Genomic DNA, 20,827 nt, shown 5'->3' on the forward strand with positions numbered 1-20,827 from the left:
GGATCGTCCGCAAATGACGACCGGTTCGGGACGGCCGGGCTGGACCGAGCCAGCCCGGCGCTTCGACGCTCAGATGTCGCGCCGACGCATCAGTTCGGCCATGTGGTCGGCCTGCCGGATGGCGAGGGCGACGATGGTGAGCGTGGGATTACAGGCGGCGCTGGTGGTGAACTGGCTGCCATCCGACACGAACAGATTCTTGATGTCGTGCGACTGGCCGAATTTGTTCACCACGCCGTCGCGCGGCTTCTCGCTCATGCGGTTGGTGCCGAGGTTGTGCGTGCTGGGATAGGGCGTTGTGGGATAGGTCTGCACCGCCCCCACCGCCTCATAGAGCGCCGCCCCCTGCTGGTAGCCATGGTTGCGCATGGCGACATCATTGGGGTGGTCGTCATAATGCACGTTGGCCACCGGCAGGCCGAACTTGTCCTTGGCCTCCTTGTCCAGCGTGATGGCGTTCTTCTCCTGCGGCATGTCCTCGCCCACCAGCCACATGCCGGCCATGCGGGGATAATTCTCCATGGCCGAGGTGAAGCTGCGGCCCCACGCGCCGGGGTTCAGGAAGGCGGCCATGAAGGGCAGGCCGAGGGAGAGCGTCTCCATCTCGTAGCCGCCGGCAAAGCCACGGCCGGGATCGTGCCGCGCCTCATCGCGGATGATGCCGGCCATGGTGGTGCCGCGATACATGTGCACCGGCTTCTCGAAGGCGGCATAGACCGAGCCGGTGACGTGGCGCATGTAGTTGCGCCCCACCTGCCCCGAGGAATTGGCAAGGCCGTTCGGGAAGAGGCTGGACGCGCTGTTAAGAAGCAGGCGCGGGCTCTCGATGGAATTGCCAGCCACCGCCACCACGCGCGCCTTCTGCCGCTGGGTGGCGCCGGTCTCGTCGAAATAGACCACCGCCGTCACCTTGCCATTGGCGTCGTGCTCGATCTTCGCCACATGGCAGTTGGGCCGCACTTCCAGATTGCCGGTGGCCTCGCCCTTGGGGATTTCCGTATAGAGCGTGGACCATTTGGCGCCGGACTTGCAGCCCTGGAAGCAGAAGCCGATCTGCTGGCAGGAGCCACGCCCATCGCGGGGCTGGCTGTTGATGGCCATGCGCCCGGTGGAGAAGTCCTTGTAGCCGATCTTGCGGGCGCCGGCCTCCAGCACCTTCTCGTTGTTGTTGCCGGGCAGGCCGGGGATGTTGTTGGTGCGCGTCACCCCCATCTTGTCTTCGGCCTTGGCATAATACGGGTCGAGTTCCGCCTTGGTGATCGGCCAGTCAAGGAGATTGGCACCCTTGATGCCGCCATAGGCGGAGGCGGCCTTGAACTCGTGCTCCTCGAAGCGCAACGAGGCCCCCGCCCAGTGAACGGTGGAGCCGCCCACGGACTTCACGATCCACGCCGGCAGGTTCGGGAAATCCCGCGCCACACGCCACGAGCCGGAGGCAACGCGCATGTCGGTCCAGGCGAGCTGGGCGAAGCTCTCCCATTCGTCGTTCACGAAGTCCTGGATCTCGTTGCGCGCCCCGGCCTCGAGGATCACCACCTTGATGCCCTTCTGGGCGAGTTCATTGCCCAGCGTGCCGCCGCCAGCTCCTGAGCCGACGATCACTACAACGCTGTCATCGTTCCTGTCGAACTGAGCCATGGACGTTCCTCCCGGCTGTTTGGCGTTTCCCTGTCGGTCTTTTCTTTGGTGGCGGCGCCCGTTCGTGGGCGCGCCTTAGCATCAGGCCTTCGGCAGCCAGTCGATGTCGTCGAAGCCGCGATGGATGTAGCCGCCCTTGTCGGCGGAGGCGCCCTCATAGCCGAACTTGGGCCAGATCTCCTTCTGGTTGTAGAGCGACACCACGAGGTCGCCCCGCACCTTCTTGAAGAAGTCCGTGGTCTCGATGCTCTTGAGCAGCGTCACACGGTCGGCTTCCCAGCCCACCTCCACATAGGGCACGCCATGGGCGGCCTTGGCGGCGGCATCGAGTTTCGCGATGCCGTCCTCCAGCATCGCCTTCACGGCAGGATCGGCCGCCGCCTTCTCGTTCCACGGCTTTACGGCGGCGATGTAATAGATGTCCCCCAGGAAATCGTGGGGGTAGATGTCGCGCGCCGCCTTCGCCAGCGTCTTCATGCTGGCCGGCTTCAGCACGCCGCCTTCCGCCCAGGCGTCCGACAGCGTGCCGCCCGCCACCGCGGCGGCGGGCACCGAGATGGCCGCCGCCTTCAGAAGGAAGCGGCGGCTGTAGCGGGTCCGGGGATCGACTTCTCTCATGGCGTTCCTCCCTATCCTGCGGCGGCGCCATCTTGTGCGGCGTCCGCCTTGCACTTGCTTTTGGAACTCAGATGTAGCGCCCGCCCCGCTCGATCACCTCGGTCTTGTAGCCATCGGGATCGGTGATGAAGAAGAAGCGGGCGAGGGTCTTGTCTTCATGCTTGAAATCGCGGATCGGCCCCGGCGCGAGGCCGGCAGCCTCCAGCCGGGCGTGCTCGGCCTCCACGGAAGAGACGGTCACCGCCACATGGCCGTAGCCATCGCCCAGCGCATAAGGCTCGGTGCGGTCGTAATTGACGGTGAGCTCCACCTCGAAGGGGCTCTCTTCGCCGCGCAGATAGAGCAGCGCGAATGTTCCGAAATCGAATCGGTCCGCGACCTTCAGGCCGAACGCGGTCTCGTAGAAGGCGACCGCGCGCGCTTCATCGAGGACGCGCAGCATGACATGAACGGGCTTGGCCATCACTTCAACTCCTTCAGATAGCCGATCAAAGCGGCCCTCAGGTCCGGCTTGGGCTGGCGGTAGGGCATGATCGCGCCGGGAATCACCGCCTGCGGATTGGTGAGCCAGGCATCGAGATGCGCCTCGTCCCAGCTGAAATCCGCCTTGGCGAAGCCCGGCGAATAACGGAACCCCTCCACCGATCCCGCCTTGCGGTCGAACACCCCGGCCAACGTGGGCCCCTGTCGGGGCGGGTCCGCCGCGTTGGTGGTGTGGCAGGTGCCACACTGGCGTTTGAAGAGCTCCGCCCCGGTGAGGGGCGCCTGCGTCGGCAGCACCATCTGCGCCAGCGCCGCAGGGGCGCCGAGACCGGCCATCACCACCGCCACCACGGCTCCGGCATGCCGTCCACGCCAACCGGACCGCCTTTTCCCATCCCGCATCTCACTCCCGACTCCGTTTCTGTTTTTCTGGAGCGATTATAGGGAGAGGCCGGCGGGGGCGTGGTAGTAGCGGGCTGTTAGACACCGCCGGACGGCAGGCCGCGGCTCCTGACCGGAGGCCATCAGACCGCCTTACCATCCGCCGGTTTTTCGGAAGCGCAGTCCCGCCCAAGCTGCTGACGGAACGTGACCTTGCGGAAATTTCATCAAAGGCGGTCTTGTCCGGGAAACGGGCTCCGACCATATTGAAGGCGCGTCGGATAGGTTTGGGCTGTGCCCATGCCGCCGATGGAATGAGGAAAGGAACCGACGATGTCCGACTATGATCGCAACGTCGCCGCGCGTTACGGCTCGGTGACGCGCTCGGAGGCCGCGATCGACCAGGGCCTGCGGGCGTACATGCTGCGCGTGTACAACTATATGGCTCTTGGACTTGCCATCACTGGCGCGGCCGCCTTGGGCATTTTCATGCTCTCCGTGACGACAAATCCGGGCGCAGCTGCAGGCCAGGTGGCCGGCGGCATCATGCTGACGCAGTTCGGCTACGCGCTGTTCGTGAGCCCGCTCAAGTGGGTGGTCATGCTGGCGCCGCTCGCCGCTGTGTTCTTCCTGAGCTTCCGCATCCAGTCCATGAGCATGGGCGCGGCCCAGGCGGTGTTCTGGGGTTATGCGGCGCTGGTGGGCATTTCCCTGTCCAGCATCTTCCTCGTATACACCCACGAGAGCATCGTGCGGGTGTTCTTCATCACGGCCGCGTCCTTCGGCGCGCTGAGCCTGTGGGGCTACACCACGAAGCGTGATCTGACGGGCATGGGCTCGTTCCTGATCATGGGCCTGTTCGGCATCATCATCGCCTCGCTGGTGAACATCTTCCTCGCGAGCTCGATGCTGCAGTTCATCGTGTCCGTGGTCGGCGTGCTGGTGTTCGCGGGCCTTACCGCCTACGACACCCAGCGCATCAAGGAGATGTACTTCGAGGCGGACGACGATGTCGTCGCCGGCAAGAAGGCCATCATGGGCGCCCTGACCCTTTATCTGGACTTCATCAACCTGTTCATGATGCTGCTCCAGCTCTTCGGCAACCGGAACAATAACTGATCCGGCTTCCGAGCCCAGCACAGACGGACGGAAGGCCCCGGCATCGCCGGGGCCTTTTCTTTTGAGACGGCTTCAAATGCCGCCACCGCGGGATTAAAGGGCGTGGACCTGCCCTTCCCTCCTGCCGCGTGCCGCCATGCTTCTCCGTCCTGCCACCCTCGCCGACGTTCCCGCCATCGCCGACATCTATGACGACGCTGTGCGCACCGGCACCGCCTCCTTCGAGCTGGACCCGCCGGGGGTCGGCGAGATGACGCGCCGCTTCGATGCGCTGATGGCCGGCGACTATCCCTATCTGGTGGCGGTGGATACGGACGAGACCCTGCTCGGCTATGCCTATGCCGGCGCGTTCCGGCCGCGCATCGCCTACCGCTTCACGGTCGAGAACTCGATCTATGTGGCGCCCGGCGCCCAGCGGCGCGGCGTCGGCAAGGCGCTCCTCACGACGCTGGTGAGGGAATGCGAGGCCCGCGGCTTCCGGCAGATGGTGGCGGTGATCGGCGACAGCGCCAATGCCGGCTCCATCGGCGTCCACCGCGCCTGCGGCTTCCGCGATGTGGGCATCATCAAGGGGAGCGGCCTCAAGTTCGGGCGCTGGCTCGACACCGTGCTGATGCAGCGCGATCTCGGCCCCGGCGAAAGCACCATTCCGGAAGCTTGAGCTCCACGACATACCGCCCCCCGTTCCTTTGCCGGCGGGCGGATGAGACCATTCTTTTCCCTTTTCCTTCCCCGGCGGCTCAGCTATCCCGAAGGCGGTAGGTGCGGTTGCGTCACGCGCATACCACGGGATGCGGGGGAGGATCAGGCGGCGGCGAACCTGCGGCGGCAAGACCGCAGCGGACGCTGTCGGCGGGCGACGGCCTCTCTCCTGTCCTTGGGGCTGGGATAAGGGAGGTTTTCCGTCATGTCGTTCAAGACCCTGCGTCTCGCGGCCGCGCTGCAGCTCGGCCTTCTCGTGCTCGCCGGCGCCGCCCACGCCCAGGCTTTCGGCACCCGCCCCACGCCCAATGCCTCGATCCCCGGCGCGACCGCGCCGCGCGGAACGCCCGGCGCCACCCTCGACATCGGCGACCAGCCCGGCCTCGTGCCGCCCGAGGATGACGAGGCCCAGCTCGATCCGGCCTACCGCCGCCAGCCGGTCTATTTCCGCACCACGGAAGCCCCCGGCACCATCATCATCTCCACCTCCGACCGCTTCCTCTATCTGGTGGAAGGCAACAACCGGGCGATGCGCTACGGCATCGGCGTCGGCCGCGACGGCTTCCAGTGGCAGGGCCTCGAGAAGATCAGCCGCAAGGCCGAGTGGCCGGACTGGACCCCCCCGGCCGAGATGATCCAGCGCCAGCCCTATCTGCCGCGCTTCATGGCTGGCGGCCCCGGCAATCCCATGGGCGCCCGCGCGCTCTATCTGGGCCAGACCGTCTACCGCATCCACGGCACGAACCAGCCCGAGACCATCGGCTATGCCGTGTCCTCCGGCTGCTTCCGTCTCGTGAACAGCGACATCATCGATCTCTACAGCCGCGTGCCAGTGGGCACGAAGGTGATCATTCGTCAGGCCGTCACGCTTTGAGCGGCCTCCTCTCTCTCCGTTCCGGGAATTGCGTGATGACGCGAGGCCTTTCCATGAAGACCCTTTTCGCGCTCGTAGCCGGCGCCGCCGTGGCGTTCACCGCCCCGGCCGCCATGGCCCAGACCCTCAAGGCGGTGAAGGACCGCGGCACGCTCAACTGCGGCGTGAGCACCGGCATTCCCGGCTTCTCCCAGCAGGTGGACGGCAAGTGGTCGGGCTTCGACGTGGACTTCTGCCGCGCGGTGGCCGCCGCCGTGCTAAACGACCCGGCGAAGGTGAACTTCGTGCCGCTCAATGCCGAGGACCGCTTCACCGCGCTGTCCGGCAGCAAGGTGGACCTGCTCTCGCGCAACACCACCTGGACGCTGGAGCGTGAGGCCAAGCAGAAGTTCCTGTTCGGCGCCGTTACCTATTTCGACGGCCAGGGCTTCCTCGTCCCGGCCGCGCGCAAGATCGAATCGGCCCTCGAGCTCGACGGCTCCAAGGTCTGCGTGCAGGTGGGCACCACGGCCGCCAGCTACGCCGAGGACTATTTCAAGACCAACAACATGAAGCTGGAACTGGTCACCCTGCCGACCGTGCAGGATCTGGTGAAGGCTTATGAGAACGGCACCTGCAACACCATCTCCACGGACGTGTCGGCGCTCTATGCGCTGCGCACCGGCTTTGCCAAGCCCGCCTCCCACATCGTCCTGCCCGACGTCATCACCAAGGAGCCCCTCGGCCCCGTGGTGCGCCAGGGCGACGACGAGTGGTTCAATGTGGTGAAGTGGACGCACTACGTGATGATCAACGGCGAGGAACTGGGCGTCTCTTCCCTCAGCCTCGACGAAGCGCTGAAGTCCCAGAAGCCGGACGTGAAGCGCCTTGTCGGCACGGACGGCGACTTCGGCACCGAGCTCGGCCTCACCAAGGATTTCGCGGTGCGCATCATCCGCGCCGTCGGCAATTACGGCGAGGCCTTCGAGCGCAACATCGGCACGGGCTCCAAGCTCGCCATTCCGCGCGGCGTGAACCAGCTCTGGAGCGCCGGCGGCATCCAGTACGCCCCGCCGGTCCGCTGAGGCACGACACACGCAGGACCAAGGGCCGTTTCCTTCCGGAAGCGGCCCTTTTTGCTGGCGTCACGGCTCAGCTCACGGGTCTGTGACACCGCAATGCAACGCTTTCCCCTAAACGCCCCAGCACTGCGGCCGCTCACGACCGCATGACCCAACGGCAGCTTCTCCGCTGCCCGGATACGGAAACAGCTTCATGCGCGCCCTGCCTCCGCTTCCGCCCGCCGCCTTCCGCTACAAGGTGGGTGCCGTCACCGTGACCGCCATTCCGGACGGCACGCGGTCCTTTCCGCTCGCCGAAGGCTTCGTGCGCAACCAGCCGCTGGAGGCGGTGCAGGCCGCCCTGCGCGCGGCCTTCCTGCCGGAAGACCAGCTGACCATCTATTTCAATCCGCTGCTGCTGGAGATCGCCGGCCGCCGGGTGCTGATCGACACCGGCTTCGGCCCGCAGGCGGAGCCCTCCACGGTGGGGCGCCTGCATCACAATCTGGAAGCCATCGGTGTGGGCGCCGCCACCATCGACACGGTGGTGATCTCCCATTTCCATCTCGACCACATCAACGGCCTTGTCGCGCCCGACGGCTCGCCGGCCTTCCCGAACGCCAAGGTGCTGGTGCCCGCGCGGGAGCGCGACTTCTGGCTCAACCCGGCCAATGCCGCCGGCGCGCCGGACAATCTCAAGCCCGCCTTCGCCAATGCCCAGCGCGTGCTGGACGTCGTCGCGGCCCATGTGAGCGAGTATGCATGGGACCAGGAGATCCTTCCCGGCCTCACCACCATCGGCACGCCCGGACACACGCCGGGGCACACCTCCTTCATGCTGGATTCGGAAGGCGCGCAGCTCTTCATCCAGTCGGACCTGACGAACACGCCCTATCTGTTCGTTCGCAATCCCGGCTGGCATGCGGCCTTCGACATCGATCCGGAGCTGGCCGAGAAGAACCGCCGGCACTGGCTGGGCCGCGCCGCCGCCGAGCGCCTTCTGGTGGCCGGCTTCCACTATCCCTTCCCGAGTGCCGCCCATCTGGAAGCCCACCACGACGGCTTCCGCTTCCACCCGGTGCCGTGGGTCTCCCTCTGACGGCCGGGCGCTGACGGCGCTCCCGCGCCCTCAGAACGTCTCCGAGGCGATCCAGCCGAGAAAGGCCGTGCTGCCGTCTTCCACCGGCAGCACGAAAACCGCCGGCACCTCGTAAGGGTGGTCCGCGCGCACCGCCTCCACCACCTCGGCGGCGCGCTCCTTGGTGGTCTTTAGCAGCAGCACCACCTCCTCCGCCCGCTCCAGCTGGCCCTCCCAGCGGTAAATGGAGACCATGGTGGGGAGGATGTTGCCGCAGGCGGCCAGCCCGGCCTCGACGATACGCCGCGCGGCAGCCTCCGCCAGCGTCAGGCTCGGATAGGTGGCGTAAACGAGACGCATGCTCATACCGGCTCTCCCGTGATTGACCGTGTGTAAGGCGCCGTGCCCCGGTTGCAACAGCCCCCGTGCGAACGGCGCCACCTGGCGATGGCGGCGGCCCGCCGCCTCGACAAGGCGGCTGGTGGCGGATAGACGGAAACTCCGTCTGCCGCTGAGCGGTGTGGGAACCGGGGACGGCGCGCGACCGCGTATCCATATGCGCCGCCTCCCCCGAGTGGCAGCTGAGGCAACTGTCCGGAATGAATGACAGCCCACGGCGCTTCGAGCGCATCGCCTTCATGGCTAGCGGCACGCCCGAGGCCGAGGCCGCGCGCGCGCGGCTCATCCAGCGCTATGGCGACGTGAGCGAAGACGCGGCGGACGTGATCGTCGCCCTCGGCGGCGACGGCCTGATGCTCCAGACCCTGCATCACTTTCGCGACAAGGGCGTGCCCATCTATGGCATGCATCGCGGCTCCGTCGGCTTCCTCATGAACACGTATCGCGAGGACGACCTGCGAGCCCGCCTCGCCAATGCCACCCATGTGGTGATCCATCCGCTGATGATGGAGGCCGTGGATGCGGCCGGCGTGCGCTACAGCGCCCCGGCCATCAACGAGGTGTCGCTGCTGCGCCAGACCTATCAGGCCGCCAAGCTGCGCATCTCCATCGACGGCAAGGTGCGGCTGGAGGAACTCATCTGCGACGGCGTGCTGGTGGCGACGCCCGCCGGCTCCACCGCCTACAACCTCTCCGCACACGGCCCCATCCTGCCGCTGGGGGCGGCGCTGCTGGCGCTCACTCCCATTTCACCCTTCCGGCCCCGCCGCTGGCGCGGGGCGCTGGTGCCCGACCGGGCCACCATCCAGATCGAGATCCTGGAAGCCGACAAGCGCCCGGTGAGCGCGGTGGCTGATCACAAGGAAGTGCGCGACATCATCGAGGTCACCGCGCGCCTCGACAAGACCTCATCCATGGACATGCTGTTCGACCCCGATCATGGGCTGGACGAACGCATCCTGCGCGAACAGTTCATCTATTAGGCGTATGCCGAGTCCCTCCGAATGATCTTCTCGTCGGTCACGTTCCTCTACTATTTCCTCCCCGCCTTCCTGATCTGCTATTTCGCGGTGCCGGGCGTCCGGGCGAAGAACTTCGTCCTTCTGGCCTTCTCGCTGGTGTTCTACGGCTGGGGCGGCTTCGCCAATGTGGCGGTGCTCGCGGTTTCCATCCTCATGAACTATGCGATGGCCATGGCCATCGGCCGGGGCACGCCGCGCCACCGGCTGCGCATGCTCTCGCTCGCGGTGGCACTCAATCTCGCCGGCCTCATCGTCTTCAAATACTCCGGCTTCCTCGCCGAGAACATCAACCTGCTGCTGCCGGAAGCCTTGGCCCTGCCGGTGGTGCACCTGCCGCTGCCGCTCGGCATCTCCTTCTTCACCTTCCACGCCATCTCCTACCTCGTGGACGTCTATCGCGGCCGTGTGCGCGCGAACGGGCGGCTGGAGGAGATCGTCATCTACATCACCATGTTCCCGCAGTTGGTCGCGGGTCCGATCGTCCGCTATTCCACCATCTCCCGCCGTATCCACGACCGGCGCACCACCATCGGCCGCGTCTCCGCCGGCCTGCGCATCTTTGTGATCGGCCTGTCCTGGAAGGTGCTCATCGCCGACGAGGTGGCGCCCCTTGCCTCCGTGGTCTTCGACCAGACGAGCCAGCCCGGCTTCATCGCCGCATGGCTCGGCGTGCTCGCCTATGCGCTCCAGATCTATTTCGACTTCGGCGGCTATTCGAACATGGCCATCGGCCTCGCGCTCGCGATGGGGCTGAAGTTCCCGCGCAACTTCCGCACGCCCTATGGCTCGCAGTCGATCACCGATTTCTGGCGGCGCTGGCACATGAGCCTGTCGAGCTGGTTCCGCGACTATGTGTACATCCCGCTTGGCGGCAACCGGCGCGGCCATCTGCACACGGCGCTGAACCTCTGGACCGTCTTCCTGCTCTGCGGCCTCTGGCACGGCGCCAGTTGGACCTTCGTCATCTGGGGCGCCCACCACGGCGCCTTCCTGGTGCTGGAGCGCACCGCCTTCGGCCGCTGGCTGAAGCGGGCGCCGGTGGTGATCGCCCATGCCTATACGCTGCTGGTGGTGCTCACCGGCTGGGTGTGGTTCCGCGCCAATGATCTTGCCAATGCCGCGGACATGTTCGCGGGCCTCGCCGGGCTCAACGGCTTCGAGGCGCCGACAACCGGGCTGCTGCAGGCGCTCCAGCCGCTCACCATCGCGATGATGATCCTCGGCTGGCCGCTCGCCATGTTCGGCCTGCCGCGGCCGCCCCGTGGCCTTGCCGCCCATCCCGGCCGCCTGAAGGCCTATGCGCTCGGCGACAGCATCGCCGCGCTGGCGCTCTTCATCTTGTGTGTCATCACCGTGGGCGCTGCGGCCTACAGTCCGTTCCTCTATTTCCGGTTCTGACGATGCCGCTGCTGTTCGCCTATCGCCGCTGGTGGTGTTTCGCCTTTATCGGCCTGCTCCTGCTGCCGACCCTCGGCCTCGTCATGCCGGACCTGAAGGCGCCGATCCGCACGGTGCAGACGGTGCCGCCGGCCTGGTGGATCCAGGCGACCGAGCGGCTCGACCCCTACATCAACAACAATTACGGCTTCCGCGGCCTCTTCATGGGGGCCCATGCGGCCTACAGCAAGTTCATGAAGTCCACCCGCGAGCGGCCGGTGCTGATCGGCCAGAAGGGGCAGATCTTCTATACGGGCGAGAAGGCGCTGGACCAGTCGCTCGGCCGCATCTTCCGCACGGATCAGGTGGAGCGTCTGGTCCACGTGACGGACCGCATGCGGGATGTGCTGAAGGCGCGCGGCATCACCTTCGCCATGGTTGTTCCGCCGAACGGCCAGAGCGTGATGCCCGACCTCCTGCCCGCCTGGGCACAGACCGAGCAGAAGCGTCCGACCGAATACGACAGCGTGGCCGCCACCCTGCCGGCGCGCGGCACCGCCTTCGCGGACCTGCGGCCGGAACTGACCGCCGCCCGGCAGGAGGGGCCCGTCTATCGGCGCACGGATACCCACTGGAACGATCGCGGCGCCCTCATCGGCTTCAACGCGGCCATGCGCGCCGCCGGCCGGCCCGACTTCCAGATTCCCGAGAGCGAGGCGCTGGGACCGTTGACCCCCACCCCGACCGGCGATCTCGCCCGCTATCTCGGGGAAACGAGCGAGACCGGCGATCTGGATTATCCGCGCAAGGCACCGATGTTACCGGCGCCAAATCTGAAGCCCCTGCCAGGCCTGATGCCGGCCACCCGCGCCAACGACCCGTTCGAGGGCTATGCCTATGAGACCGGCCACGCCGGCCCGCGCATTCTGGTGATCGGGGACTCCTTCTCGCAATCCTACTGGCCCGGCCTGCTGGCCCGCAATGCCAGCGCCTTCGGCTGGACCCACCACCGCAACTGCCGCTTCGAATGGAGCGTCATCGACCGCTTCAAGCCGGACATCGTCATCTATGCGCCGGTGGAGCGGGCCATCACCTGCCTCGGCAGCCCGGCCGGCCTCGACATGAAGTGAGGCCGGTCGGAGCCGGATCAGAAGCGTGTTACCACCTCGGAGAGGGCGGGACGGGGGCGGTCTTCCAGCGCCTGCTTGGGCGTGCCGATGTAGATGAAGCCGGTGATCCGCTCGTGCTCGGCAAGGCCGAGCGCCGCGCGGGCCTTCGGCTCATAGGTGGGCCATTCGGTGATCCAGGTGGCGCCGTAGCCGAGCGCAAGCGTCGCCAGCAGCAGGTTCTGCGCCGCCGCGGCGGACGAAAGCAGTTGCTCCCATTCGGGGATCTTTACGTGCGGCTGGGCGCTGGAGACCACGGCCACCACCAGAGGCACCCGGGCAAAGCGCCCCTTCTCATCCTCGAGCCGCTTCTCGGTCGCGTCCGGATTGAGTTCGGCGAACACCTTGGCCAGGGCTTCGCCGGCCCGCAGGCGTCCCTCGCCCTCGAACACGATGAAGCGCCAGGGCGCGAGCTTGCCATGGTCCGGCACGCGGGCGGCGATGGAGAGGATGGTATCCAGTTCCTCCGGCTTGGGCGCCGGCTCGGTCAGGTCCACAATGCGGGAGGAGCGGCGGGTGCGCAGGAGATCGAGCGCGTCAGGCATGGCAAAGCCCTGTGTGCAAGCGCCCGACGCGGCATCGGGTCGCCATGGGTCACGCCCCGGAGGAGCGATGCGGGAGGATCCGCCGGACGGCGGGCTGGGCTTGAGCTTTATCACAGCGGCGCCCGGCACCGGAAGCAGCCGGCCTCGCCCCCCACGTGACGGAACATGACTTGAAAGCGCCGGGATTTCGGGGCACCTGAGCGGAATGCTCCGCCCGTCTCCCGCGTCGCTCACCGACCGTTTGCGCCACTTCGCACGCCTCGCCCTCGCGCTGGCGGCTTTGATGGCTGCACCGGTGCTGGCCCGCGCGCAGGACCTGCCACGCCCGCCCGGCAATATCGGCGGCCCCGGCCTGTCCGCTCCCATGCCCATCGGGCCGGCCCCGCAAGGGGGACCGCCGCCCGGCGGCGCCCTGCCCTTCGTGGGCGCCACGGCACCACCCACGGGCAGCTTCTCCGGCCCCGGCCCCGCCCCGGCGCAACAGGGCGGCGGCAACCGCAATGCCGTCGCTGCCCCGTCCCGCGAGCCGCACGCCATCCTGCCGCAGGCCCCGGCCGGCAAGGTGACGTTGGGCGTCTTCGCCCGCTTCGGCGCCGACGGGGCGACGGTTCCGCGCGCCGTCATGTGGCGCGTCTTCGCCGACACGCCGGAAGCCTCCGGCGCCTTCCCGCTGGTGGCGGAGAGCACGGAGGCGACCCCGGTCTTCTTCCTCTCCCCCGGAGGCTACATCGTCCACCTCACGTACGGCTATGCGACGCAGGCCCAGCGGGTGGTCCTCGGCGCAACCTCCCGCCGCGAAGCCTTCATCCTGCCCGCCGGGGGACTTCGGCTCCAGGCCGACGTGGACAACAAGGCCATCACCAATTCCAAGGTGTCCTTCGACATCTATGAGGGCTCGTTCCTCCAGGGCCGCACCTCCAGCCAGCCGCTCTATCGCGGCGCTTTGCCCAACGAGGTGGTGCTGCTGCCCGAGGGCACCTATCACGTGGTCTCCACCTATGGAGATGCCAACGCCGTGGTGCGCGCGGACGTGACCGTGCAGGCGGGCAAGCTCACCGATGCGATGGTTCACCACCGCGCGGCGCAGATCACGCTCAAGCTAGTGAAGGAAGCCGGCGGCGAGGCGCTTGCGGACACGCAATGGTCGGTCATCACGCCCGGCGGCGACACCATCAAGGAATCCATCGGCGCCTTCCCGACCGTGGTGCTCACGGAAGGGGAGTATGTGGCCATCGCCCGCAACGACGGGCGCGTGGTGAGCCGCGACTTCAAGGTGGAACTCGGCAAGGACAAGGACGTGGAAGTCCTCGCCAGCGGTGCCCGCGCCGTCACCACGCGTCCCCTTACCCGCTGACTCTCGAAGCACAAACGCCACCGCACGTGCCTGCGGTGGCGTCGTCGCACGTCCCCATGAAGGGACGGAGCGGAGTGCGGGTACCGGTCAGAAATTCCAGGTGAAGTTCGCCTGGAAGGCGTTCACCGTCACGCTGTCCGCGAACTGGCCCACATAAGAGGCCCCAACCCGCATCTGTGCATTGAGCTTCAGGTCGAGGCCGGCTTCCACCAGCGCGGTGTTCTGCGCCAGCGGAAGGCCCTGGACGGTGAAGTTCGCGCCGGGAACGCTGGCCAGAGCAAGCTGCGCGCTCGGAGTGAGATCGCCAAAGGCATATTGCCAGGCGGCCGAGACATGCGGCGCGAACGCCATGCCGTTCGACAGCGGCAGGCTGGTCGCGGCCCGGAGGCCGAGGGTGCCATAGCCGACGTTTGCGGAGGACGACGCCCCGCTCAAGGCCGAACTGACGGCACCGTTCTCCGAGAAGCTGTCCGTGTTCAGATGCACCCAGGCAAGACCCGCATAGGGCTCGAACGCCACGGCCTGCACCGCAAAGCCGTAGCCCACCTCGGCGAACAGCTGACCGGTCCCACCGTTGTAATTGGCCTTGGCCTGCTCGATGAAGCTGGGGAAGGCGACCGTGCGGGTGGTGTCGATCTGGCTGAAGGCGTAGCTCGCCCCAAGCCGCAGGTTCCAGGGGCCGGCGCTCGTGCCCGCATAAAGCGCAATCGTCGCGCTGTCCGCCTCCGAGGAGCCGGAAACGTTGTTCAGGCTGGCGTTGGACTGCGTATAGCCCAGCGCACCGCCGACCCGCCAGTTGCCGACGGTCGCATCGATGCCGCTGATGACGCCGCCCAGCGTCTCGCTGATGCCTGAGACGTTGCCGTTGCCGCCATAATTCGCCCAGGAGCCGAAGCCCTGTGCCCAGAGCGTGGGACCGGCCGGGGGCGGCACCGCGACCGGCGCACCACCGGCGGCATAGGCGAGCGCCGCCGCGGCGGAGGTCGCGGGGGCGGACGCCTCGGAGCCCGCATAGGACATGGTCGGACCGCCATAGGCCAGCGCGGCCATCGTCCCCGAGCGGTCCGCATAGGCGCCCTGCCGCAGCCGGTCCAGAACCGCCTGCCGGCTGTAGAGACCATCGCCGATGAGCACGGACTGCTCGCTGGCGAGGGCTTCGCCGGACAGAGCGCTGAGGGCCTGAGGCAACTGGCTGCTGTTGAGGGCATACAGTGCCGTGAGCGGATCGGAGACGCCAGATCCGGCATTGAACGCCCTGTCCAGACCGGCGCCGACCGCGCGCTGATTGGTGCTCAAGCCCTGTATCTGCGCCATGCCCGAGGTGAGGTTGAGGCTTACGGCGTTGGGCGCATAGACCAGCGACGCGCCCATGAAGCTGGGCAGGCCGGACGTGACCAAGTTCGTGAACGTGCCCGTATAGCCCTGGGTCGAAGTGAAGAGCGTGTAGTTCCGGGTCAGGGACGTGGTCTGGAAAGGCACCGCCAGCGTGCCGGCCAGCCGGGCCACGCCGACGATGCTCAGCGTATCGGTGCCGTTGGGCGTGACGCGGAGGGAAAGGGTTCCCGCTGCGGTCTGCACGAAGGTCCCGCCAAACAGGCTGGAGATTGACACGCCTGTTCCCGACACGCCGATCCAGCCGCTGTTCTCCAGCCGCTTGTCAAGACCGCCGGTGGCGGCGAGGCGGCCGTCAATGACACCATAGTTCACGATCGCGGTGCCGACGGCATCAGGGCCGGTGCGCAAGGCATCGGCCACCGCGGGCGCCTGGAGAGTGCCGTAGTTCAGCAAGGTGCCGTAGAGGCCATGCAGTTCCGCGGCCGCGCCCACCAGGCCTGAGGCGACGACCGTGCCCATATTCGTGAGGACGCCATAGGTCTCGCCCCGCATGCCGATGCCGCCGGTGCCGGAGACCCGCACCGTGCCGCTATTGACGATGTCGTCGCCCTTGGCACCGGACAAAGCGGCCGCATTGTCGGCGCTGGAGGTCAGGGTGCCGGTGTTGCGGATTGGATTGTAGATGCCGGGCAGCGTGGCGATGTAGCCGTTGGGCGTGGCGGAGCCGGGGGTGAGATAGATGCCGACCACCTTGTCGCCATATGCGGAATTCGAGGACACCAGCAAGGCGCCGGGGATGTTCAGTTCGTACCAGGTGGGAATGCCCAGGGCGTCCACGTGCAGCACGCCCGCGTGCACGACGCCGTCCGGCGTCACCCAGTCCGCCACCATGTTGTATTCGCCGGAGCGGCCGGCGCCGGTGATGCCTTCCAGATGGGTGATGATCGCGCCCGGATGGTCGTAGGTGGTCCAGGTGCCCGTGAGGGTGTTGTAGAGATAGCCGTGCTCGAAGCCGATGCCGCCGCCGGGACCGGCATTGGCGTATCCGCCCGCGATCATGTCGCCATACACGCCATAGGCCGTCGTGCTCACGGCACCGGGCATGTTGTTCTTGACGTAGGCGCCCGTGGAGATGGTGTAGATCACCGCATTGCCGGTCGCGAGGCGGGTGTCGAAATTGCCGACCACCGTGTCGCCGAACGTGCTGTGCGCGATGGTGTAGAGCGTGGGATTTCCGGCGGCGCTCGGATAGGCCAGCGTGGTCAGCTGGCGTCCCGGAGCTGCGGCCGCATCATAGAGATAGCCCAGATCATAGGGTGCCGAGGCGCTGGTGATATAGCTGCCGACCGTCCGCAGGATGCCGGTCTGCGAGCCGAAGCTCGGACCATAGGGCGAGGAGCCCGTGGCGTTCGGATAATTCACCCCGTTGGACGTTGCGACAGGGAAGGCCGACCAGGACCCGGTGGTCATGTCATAGAGGAGGCCGCCGGTGGCGCCCGTGCCGGGCACCACATAATTGCCGACGATGGTATTGCCGCGGATGCCGGTCAGGAACGTGCCGCTCGTTCCGTAATTGAGCGTCTGGTAGATCGTCGGTGCCGACTGCGCCTGCGCGCCGGCCACCGTACACCACAGCGCCACCCCGGCCAGAAGCGCCGGTTTCAAGCTCGATCGCGCCATACGGCGATACGTCAGAAATCTGGACATGCCCCACTCCCGTCCCATGGGAAGGGACGGTAGCGAGTCACGCCGGCTACAACCACGCTGATCGCAAAAGGGGCAGGAAATCGCCAGGGGGTCAGTCAGCCTGGGGCAAGCCAGAAGCGGCGACGCGGATCATGATACCCGCGTCGCTGATTTCGGAAGCGCTCAGGCGGCCTTCACAGCCGCCGCGCGGCGCTTCAGGTCCGGCGGCACCGCTTCGTCCGCCAGCAGCTTCAGCGCTTCCTCCAGGGGAAGCACCTTCTGCTCCTGGCTGCCGAGGCGGCGGATGGAGACGGTGCGCTCGGCGGCCTCCTTCTTGCCCAGCGCGAACTGCACCGGGATCTTGGCCAGCGAGTGCTCGCGGACCTTGTAGGAGATCTTCTCGTTGCGCGTGTCGAGCTCCACCTTCAGGTCCAGCGCCCGTGCAGCGGCGGCCACCTCTGCGGCATAGTCGTCCGCCTCCTGCGTGATGGTGCAGACCGCAAGCTGCACGGGGGCGAGCCACAGCGGGAAGTGACCCGCGAAGTGCTCGATCAGGATGCCCGTGAAGCGCTCCATGGAGCCGCAGATGGCGCGGTGGATCATCACCGGCGTCTTCTTCTGGCCGTCGGCATCCACATAGAAGGCGCCGAAGCGCTCCGGCAGGTTGAAGTCCACCTGCGTGGTGCCGCACTGCCACTCACGGCCGATGGCGTCCGAGAGCGTGTACTCGAACTTCGGACCGTAGAAGGCGCCCTCGCCCGGCAGGATGCCGGTCTTGATGCGCCCGCCGGATTCCGCCTCGATCTGCTTGAGCACGCGGGACATGACGTCCTCGGCATGATCCCACACCGCGTCGGACCCCACGCGCTTCTCGGGGCGCGTGGACAGCTTCACCGTGATCTCCTCGAAGCCGAAGTCGGCATAGGTGGAGAGGATCAGATCGTTGATCTTCAGGCACTCCGCCGCCATCTGCTCCTCGGTGCAGAAGACGTGAGCGTCGTCCTGCGTGAAGCCACGCACGCGCATGAGGCCGTGCAACGCGCCCGAGGGCTCGTAGCGATGCACCGCGCCGAACTCCGCCAGCCGCAGCGGCAGGTCGCGATAGGACTTCAGGCCATGCTTGAAGATCTGCACATGGCCGGGGCAGTTCATGGGCTTCAGGGCAAACACGCGCTCGTCGCCGGTCTCCTCGCCCGCCGACTGCACCTTGAACATGTTCTCCTTGTACCAGCCCCAGTGGCCGGAGGTCTCCCACAGGCTTTTGTCGAGCACCTGCGGGGCGTTGACCTCGCTGTAATCGGCCTTCAGACGCCGGCGCATGTAGGAGACGAGGCCCTGGAACAGGCTCCAGCCCTTGGGATGCCAGAACACCACGCCCGGACCTTCCTCCTGGAAGTGGAAGAGGTCCATCTCCCGGCCGAGGCGGCGATGGTCGCGCTTCTCGGCTTCTTCCAGACGGTGGAGATAGGCGTCGAGCTCGCTCTGGTCCTTCCACGCCGTGCCATAGATGCGGGTGAGCATGGGGTTGTTGCTGTCGCCGCGCCAATAGGCGCCGGCCACCTTCATGAGCTTGAAGGCGGTGCCGATCTTGCCCGTGGAGGGCATGTGCGGCCCACGGCAGAGGTCGAACCACTCACCCTGCTTGTAGATCTTGACGTCCTGGTCCTCGGGGATGGCGTCCACCAGTTCGACCTTGAACGCCTCGCCCTTGTCGCGGAACACGCGCTTGGCCTCATCGCGCGACCACACTTCCTTGGTGAAGGGTTTGTCGCGGGCGATGATCTCCTTCATCTTCGCCTCGATCTTCGGCAGATCGTCGGTGGTGAAAGGCTCGTTGCGGGCGAAGTCGTAATAGAAGCCGTTCTCGATCACCGGGCCGATGGTCACCTGCGTGCCCGGAAACAGCTCCTGCACCGCCTCGGCCAGCACATGGGCGGCGTCGTGGCGGATGAGTTCGAGCGCGCGTGGATCATCGCGCGTCACGATCTCGATGCGGGCGTCCTTGGTGATCGGCTCGGACAGGTCGGTCAGCGCCCCGTCGAGGGTCACGGCAACCGCCTTCTTGAGGAGCGACTTGGAAATGGCTGCGGCCACATCGGCGCCGCGGGTCCCGGGGGCATACTCGCGCTGCGCGCCATCGGGAAAGGTCAAGGTCAGCATGGCTTCTTCTCCTGCCCACTCCTGCGTACCCCGCAGGTAGGCTTCTTGTTGAAGGGGCCCATTTAGGCCGCCACGCGCCCCGCGTAAAGCACCGGGCCGGTGCGAGGCTGACCGGCGCCGCCGCTCGGACGGCGCCGGTCGATGCTCATTTTGCGGCCGCGCGCGGCAGGTCCGAGCAGTTGGACGCGGCGGGCTTGCCGGCGAAGCGGTCGGACAGGAAGGCGAGCGCGTCGGCGGCCCCCGCCTTCATCACCCCATCGTGGTCGGTCTTGGGAAAGGTCTTGTAGGTAAGGGTGTTGCCCTTCACGCACAGATCGCGGGCGACCGCATCCGTATCCTGCGGGCGGACGGTCACGTCGGCCGTGCCCTGCATGAGAAGCGTGGGCGCGGAAATCTTCAGCGTGCCCGGCTCGTTCTGCGCCGCCACCTTCAAGAGGGCCGTCACGTCAGGCTTCGGCAGGAACTGGTCCTTGGCGATGGCGGTGGACCAGTAGCCCTGCGTGAGCGTGCGGGTCATGCAGCCCTTCTGGAGGTCGGCCATATGGGCCAGAGCCTGAGGGGTGAGGATGCGGGCAATGTCGATGGCGGGATCGGTGGTCGAGAAGGAATGGAGGGCATAGAGCACGTAGGGCACCGCCAGTTCCGTCTTGTCCGACAGGCGCACGGCGTCGAAACGGCCCGCCATGTTGGCACCGGGCGCCATGGCCACATTGCCCACGAGCTGGAATTCCGGCGCATAGTCTGGCCCGATGGCGGCGGTGAAGAGGTCCGCCTGCCCGCCCTGGCTATGGCCCATCACCGCATAGCGGGTGCCGATGGCGGGCTCCAGGGCCCGCGCCGCCCGCAAGAGGTCGAGCGCGTTCTTGCCGTTGGGCACGCCCTGGAAGAAGGGGTGGAAGCCGGCGACACCGAGGCCCTGATAGTCGGTGGCCACCACCGCATAGCCCTTGGCCACGAAGGCATCGAGCAACGGCCGGATGGCGGCGATATATTCATGCTCCGGCCCTTTGGCGGTGTCGCGCGAGGGCCCGCAGACGGCCGCAAGCCCCACCGTGCCGTGGGTCCAGGTGATGACCGGCCAGCCGCCCGTCGGCGGTTTGCCCTTGGGAATGGAAATGGTGCCGGACACCGCCACCGGCGCGCCCTTGGGATCTTCGGACTGGTAGAGCACCAGCACATTCCGGGCCGCGCTTGGCAGCGCCATGGTGCCGGAGAGGGCGCGTGCCTGGATGACGCTGCCCTTCTCGCCCTTCGGCAAGGGCGTGGGCGGCACATAGAAGGCATCTCCCGCCGCCCCCCGCGGCGCGGCCTGCGCCCCGCCGGCGAGCGCAAGAGCCAGGCCGATGGCCACAAGGGAAGCCCGGAACCGCTTGATCTTCATGTCATCACCCATCACCGAACCGATACGGTGGTGGTAGCCCATGAGGGCGACAAAGTCATGGCGCGTCGCGGGTCGAAGCCTCATCAGCCGGAGCGTCTGGCCTGCGCCGCCACCGCCCATAGCGCCACGGCCGATACCAGACGCCATCCGCCGGCAGGCATTGCGGCACGGGATCGAAGCCCGCATCGCCCCAGGGATGGCAGCGGCAGATCCGCGAGAGCCCCATCCAGCCGCCGGCCCAGGCCCCGTGACGGGAAATCGCCTCCTCCGCATAGGACGAGCAGGTGGGCAGGTATCGGCACTGCCGACCCATGAAGGCGGAGAGCGTGTAGCGATAGAACAGGATAGGCAGGCGCAGCAGGCGGCGCGGCAGCAGGGCGAGGCCGCTCGGCCGCCGCCGTTCGGGGCCGAAAAGGTGCTCCGTGCCACCGGGTTGTGGCGCGTCTCCGCCTGCCATGTTACCTCTCAA

General features: G+C 67.0%; 19 protein-coding genes. 9 read left to right on the plus strand and 10 right to left on the minus strand.

What is annotated here, in order from left to right:
* Positions 1–69: 69 nt before the first annotated feature.
* The 4 genes from DFO45_RS17900 to DFO45_RS17915 all read right to left on the minus strand — a co-directional run bounded on the left by DFO45_RS17900 (position 70) and on the right by DFO45_RS17915 (position 3,039).
* Positions 70–1,638 (minus strand): GMC family oxidoreductase, encoded by a 1,569-nt coding sequence (locus DFO45_RS17900; protein WP_133865937.1) that lies wholly within the window; start codon positions 1,636–1,638, stop codon positions 70–72.
* 81 nt (positions 1,639–1,719) lie between these two features.
* Complete coding sequence (locus DFO45_RS17905) at positions 1,720–2,256, minus strand: gluconate 2-dehydrogenase subunit 3 family protein (protein WP_133865938.1); 537 nt, start codon at positions 2,254–2,256, stop codon at positions 1,720–1,722.
* A 67-nt stretch (positions 2,257–2,323) separates the two neighbouring features.
* Positions 2,324–2,719: a VOC family protein gene (locus DFO45_RS17910; protein WP_133865939.1), complete on the minus strand. Its 396-nt coding sequence runs from the start codon at positions 2,717–2,719 to the stop codon at positions 2,324–2,326.
* Positions 2,719–3,039 (minus strand): c-type cytochrome, encoded by a 321-nt coding sequence (locus DFO45_RS17915; RefSeq protein ID WP_133866013.1) that lies wholly within the window; start codon positions 3,037–3,039, stop codon positions 2,719–2,721. The genes DFO45_RS17910 and DFO45_RS17915 overlap by 1 nt, the downstream gene beginning before the upstream one ends.
* Before the next feature lie 414 nt (positions 3,040–3,453).
* Here DFO45_RS17915 and DFO45_RS17920 point away from each other — a divergent pair, with 414 nt between their 5' ends.
* The 5 genes from DFO45_RS17920 (at position 3,454) to DFO45_RS17940 (ending at position 7,954) form a co-directional block, all read left to right on the plus strand.
* Positions 3,454–4,239 carry a Bax inhibitor-1/YccA family protein gene (locus DFO45_RS17920; RefSeq protein WP_133865940.1) on the plus strand — a complete coding sequence of 262 codons (786 nt, stop codon included), beginning with the start codon at positions 3,454–3,456 and terminating at the stop codon, positions 4,237–4,239.
* A gap of 136 nt (positions 4,240–4,375) precedes the next feature.
* Positions 4,376–4,900, plus strand: coding sequence for a GNAT family N-acetyltransferase (locus tag DFO45_RS17925; protein ID WP_133865941.1), 525 nt, complete (start codon positions 4,376–4,378; stop codon positions 4,898–4,900).
* Between the two features lie 246 nt (positions 4,901–5,146).
* A complete protein-coding gene (locus DFO45_RS17930; RefSeq protein WP_012169488.1) occupies positions 5,147–5,815 on the plus strand; it encodes a L,D-transpeptidase in 669 nt (222 codons plus the stop codon).
* 113 nt (positions 5,816–5,928) lie between these two features.
* Complete coding sequence (locus DFO45_RS17935; protein ID WP_244421840.1) at positions 5,929–6,879, plus strand: amino acid ABC transporter substrate-binding protein; 951 nt, start codon at positions 5,929–5,931, stop codon at positions 6,877–6,879.
* 190 nt (positions 6,880–7,069) lie between these two features.
* Positions 7,070–7,954 (plus strand): MBL fold metallo-hydrolase, encoded by an 885-nt coding sequence (locus DFO45_RS17940; protein ID WP_133865942.1) that lies wholly within the window; start codon positions 7,070–7,072, stop codon positions 7,952–7,954.
* 30 nt (positions 7,955–7,984) lie between these two features.
* Here DFO45_RS17940 and cutA read toward each other — a convergent pair whose 3' ends face one another.
* Positions 7,985–8,299 carry a divalent-cation tolerance protein CutA gene (gene cutA, locus DFO45_RS17945; protein ID WP_133865943.1) on the minus strand — a complete coding sequence of 105 codons (315 nt, stop codon included), beginning with the start codon at positions 8,297–8,299 and terminating at the stop codon, positions 7,985–7,987.
* A 233-nt stretch (positions 8,300–8,532) separates the two neighbouring features.
* Here cutA and DFO45_RS17950 point away from each other — a divergent pair, with 233 nt between their 5' ends.
* Genes DFO45_RS17950 through DFO45_RS17960 form a run of 3 tightly spaced genes read left to right on the plus strand, consistent with a single transcriptional unit; the run spans position 8,533 to position 11,861 of the window.
* Positions 8,533–9,315, plus strand: a complete 783-nt coding sequence (locus DFO45_RS17950; protein WP_012169484.1) for an NAD kinase — start codon at positions 8,533–8,535, stop codon at positions 9,313–9,315.
* A 21-nt stretch (positions 9,316–9,336) separates the two neighbouring features.
* Entirely contained in the window at positions 9,337–10,752 is a 1,416-nt protein-coding gene (locus DFO45_RS17955; RefSeq protein ID WP_012169483.1) for an MBOAT family O-acyltransferase, read from the plus strand.
* Between the two features lie 2 nt (positions 10,753–10,754).
* Entirely contained in the window at positions 10,755–11,861 is a 1,107-nt protein-coding gene (locus DFO45_RS17960) for a hypothetical protein (protein WP_133865944.1), read from the plus strand.
* A gap of 17 nt (positions 11,862–11,878) precedes the next feature.
* On the opposite strand, the gene DFO45_RS17965 is transcribed toward DFO45_RS17960, so the two are convergent.
* Positions 11,879–12,442 (minus strand): nitroreductase, encoded by a 564-nt coding sequence (locus DFO45_RS17965; protein ID WP_133865945.1) that lies wholly within the window; start codon positions 12,440–12,442, stop codon positions 11,879–11,881.
* A 205-nt stretch (positions 12,443–12,647) separates the two neighbouring features.
* Between DFO45_RS17965 and DFO45_RS17970 the strand changes: the two genes are divergently transcribed.
* Positions 12,648–13,796 (plus strand): hypothetical protein, encoded by a 1,149-nt coding sequence (locus DFO45_RS17970; protein ID WP_133865946.1) that lies wholly within the window; start codon positions 12,648–12,650, stop codon positions 13,794–13,796.
* Positions 13,797–13,883: 87 nt separating this feature from the next.
* On the opposite strand, the gene DFO45_RS17975 is transcribed toward DFO45_RS17970, so the two are convergent.
* The 4 genes from DFO45_RS17975 to yidD form a co-directional block, all read right to left on the minus strand.
* Positions 13,884–16,838 (minus strand): autotransporter outer membrane beta-barrel domain-containing protein, encoded by a 2,955-nt coding sequence (locus DFO45_RS17975; RefSeq protein WP_245518162.1) that lies wholly within the window; start codon positions 16,836–16,838, stop codon positions 13,884–13,886.
* A gap of 162 nt (positions 16,839–17,000) precedes the next feature.
* The gene (gene thrS / locus DFO45_RS17980; protein ID WP_133865947.1) at positions 17,001–18,977 is read right to left on the minus strand and encodes a threonine--tRNA ligase; all 1,977 of its coding nucleotides are present in this window, start codon (positions 18,975–18,977) and stop codon (positions 17,001–17,003) included.
* A 145-nt stretch (positions 18,978–19,122) separates the two neighbouring features.
* Positions 19,123–20,442 (minus strand): alpha/beta fold hydrolase, encoded by a 1,320-nt coding sequence (locus DFO45_RS17985; protein WP_245518163.1) that lies wholly within the window; start codon positions 20,440–20,442, stop codon positions 19,123–19,125.
* The gene (yidD, locus tag DFO45_RS17990) at positions 20,414–20,815 is read right to left on the minus strand and encodes a membrane protein insertion efficiency factor YidD (protein WP_208299824.1); all 402 of its coding nucleotides are present in this window, start codon (positions 20,813–20,815) and stop codon (positions 20,414–20,416) included. Before yidD ends, DFO45_RS17985 begins: the two co-directional genes overlap by 29 nt.
* Positions 20,816–20,827: the final 12 nt, after the last annotated feature.

Origin of the sequence: Azorhizobium sp. AG788, assembly GCF_004364705.1 — a bacterium.
Taxonomy (GTDB): domain Bacteria; phylum Pseudomonadota; class Alphaproteobacteria; order Rhizobiales; family Xanthobacteraceae; genus Azorhizobium; species Azorhizobium caulinodans.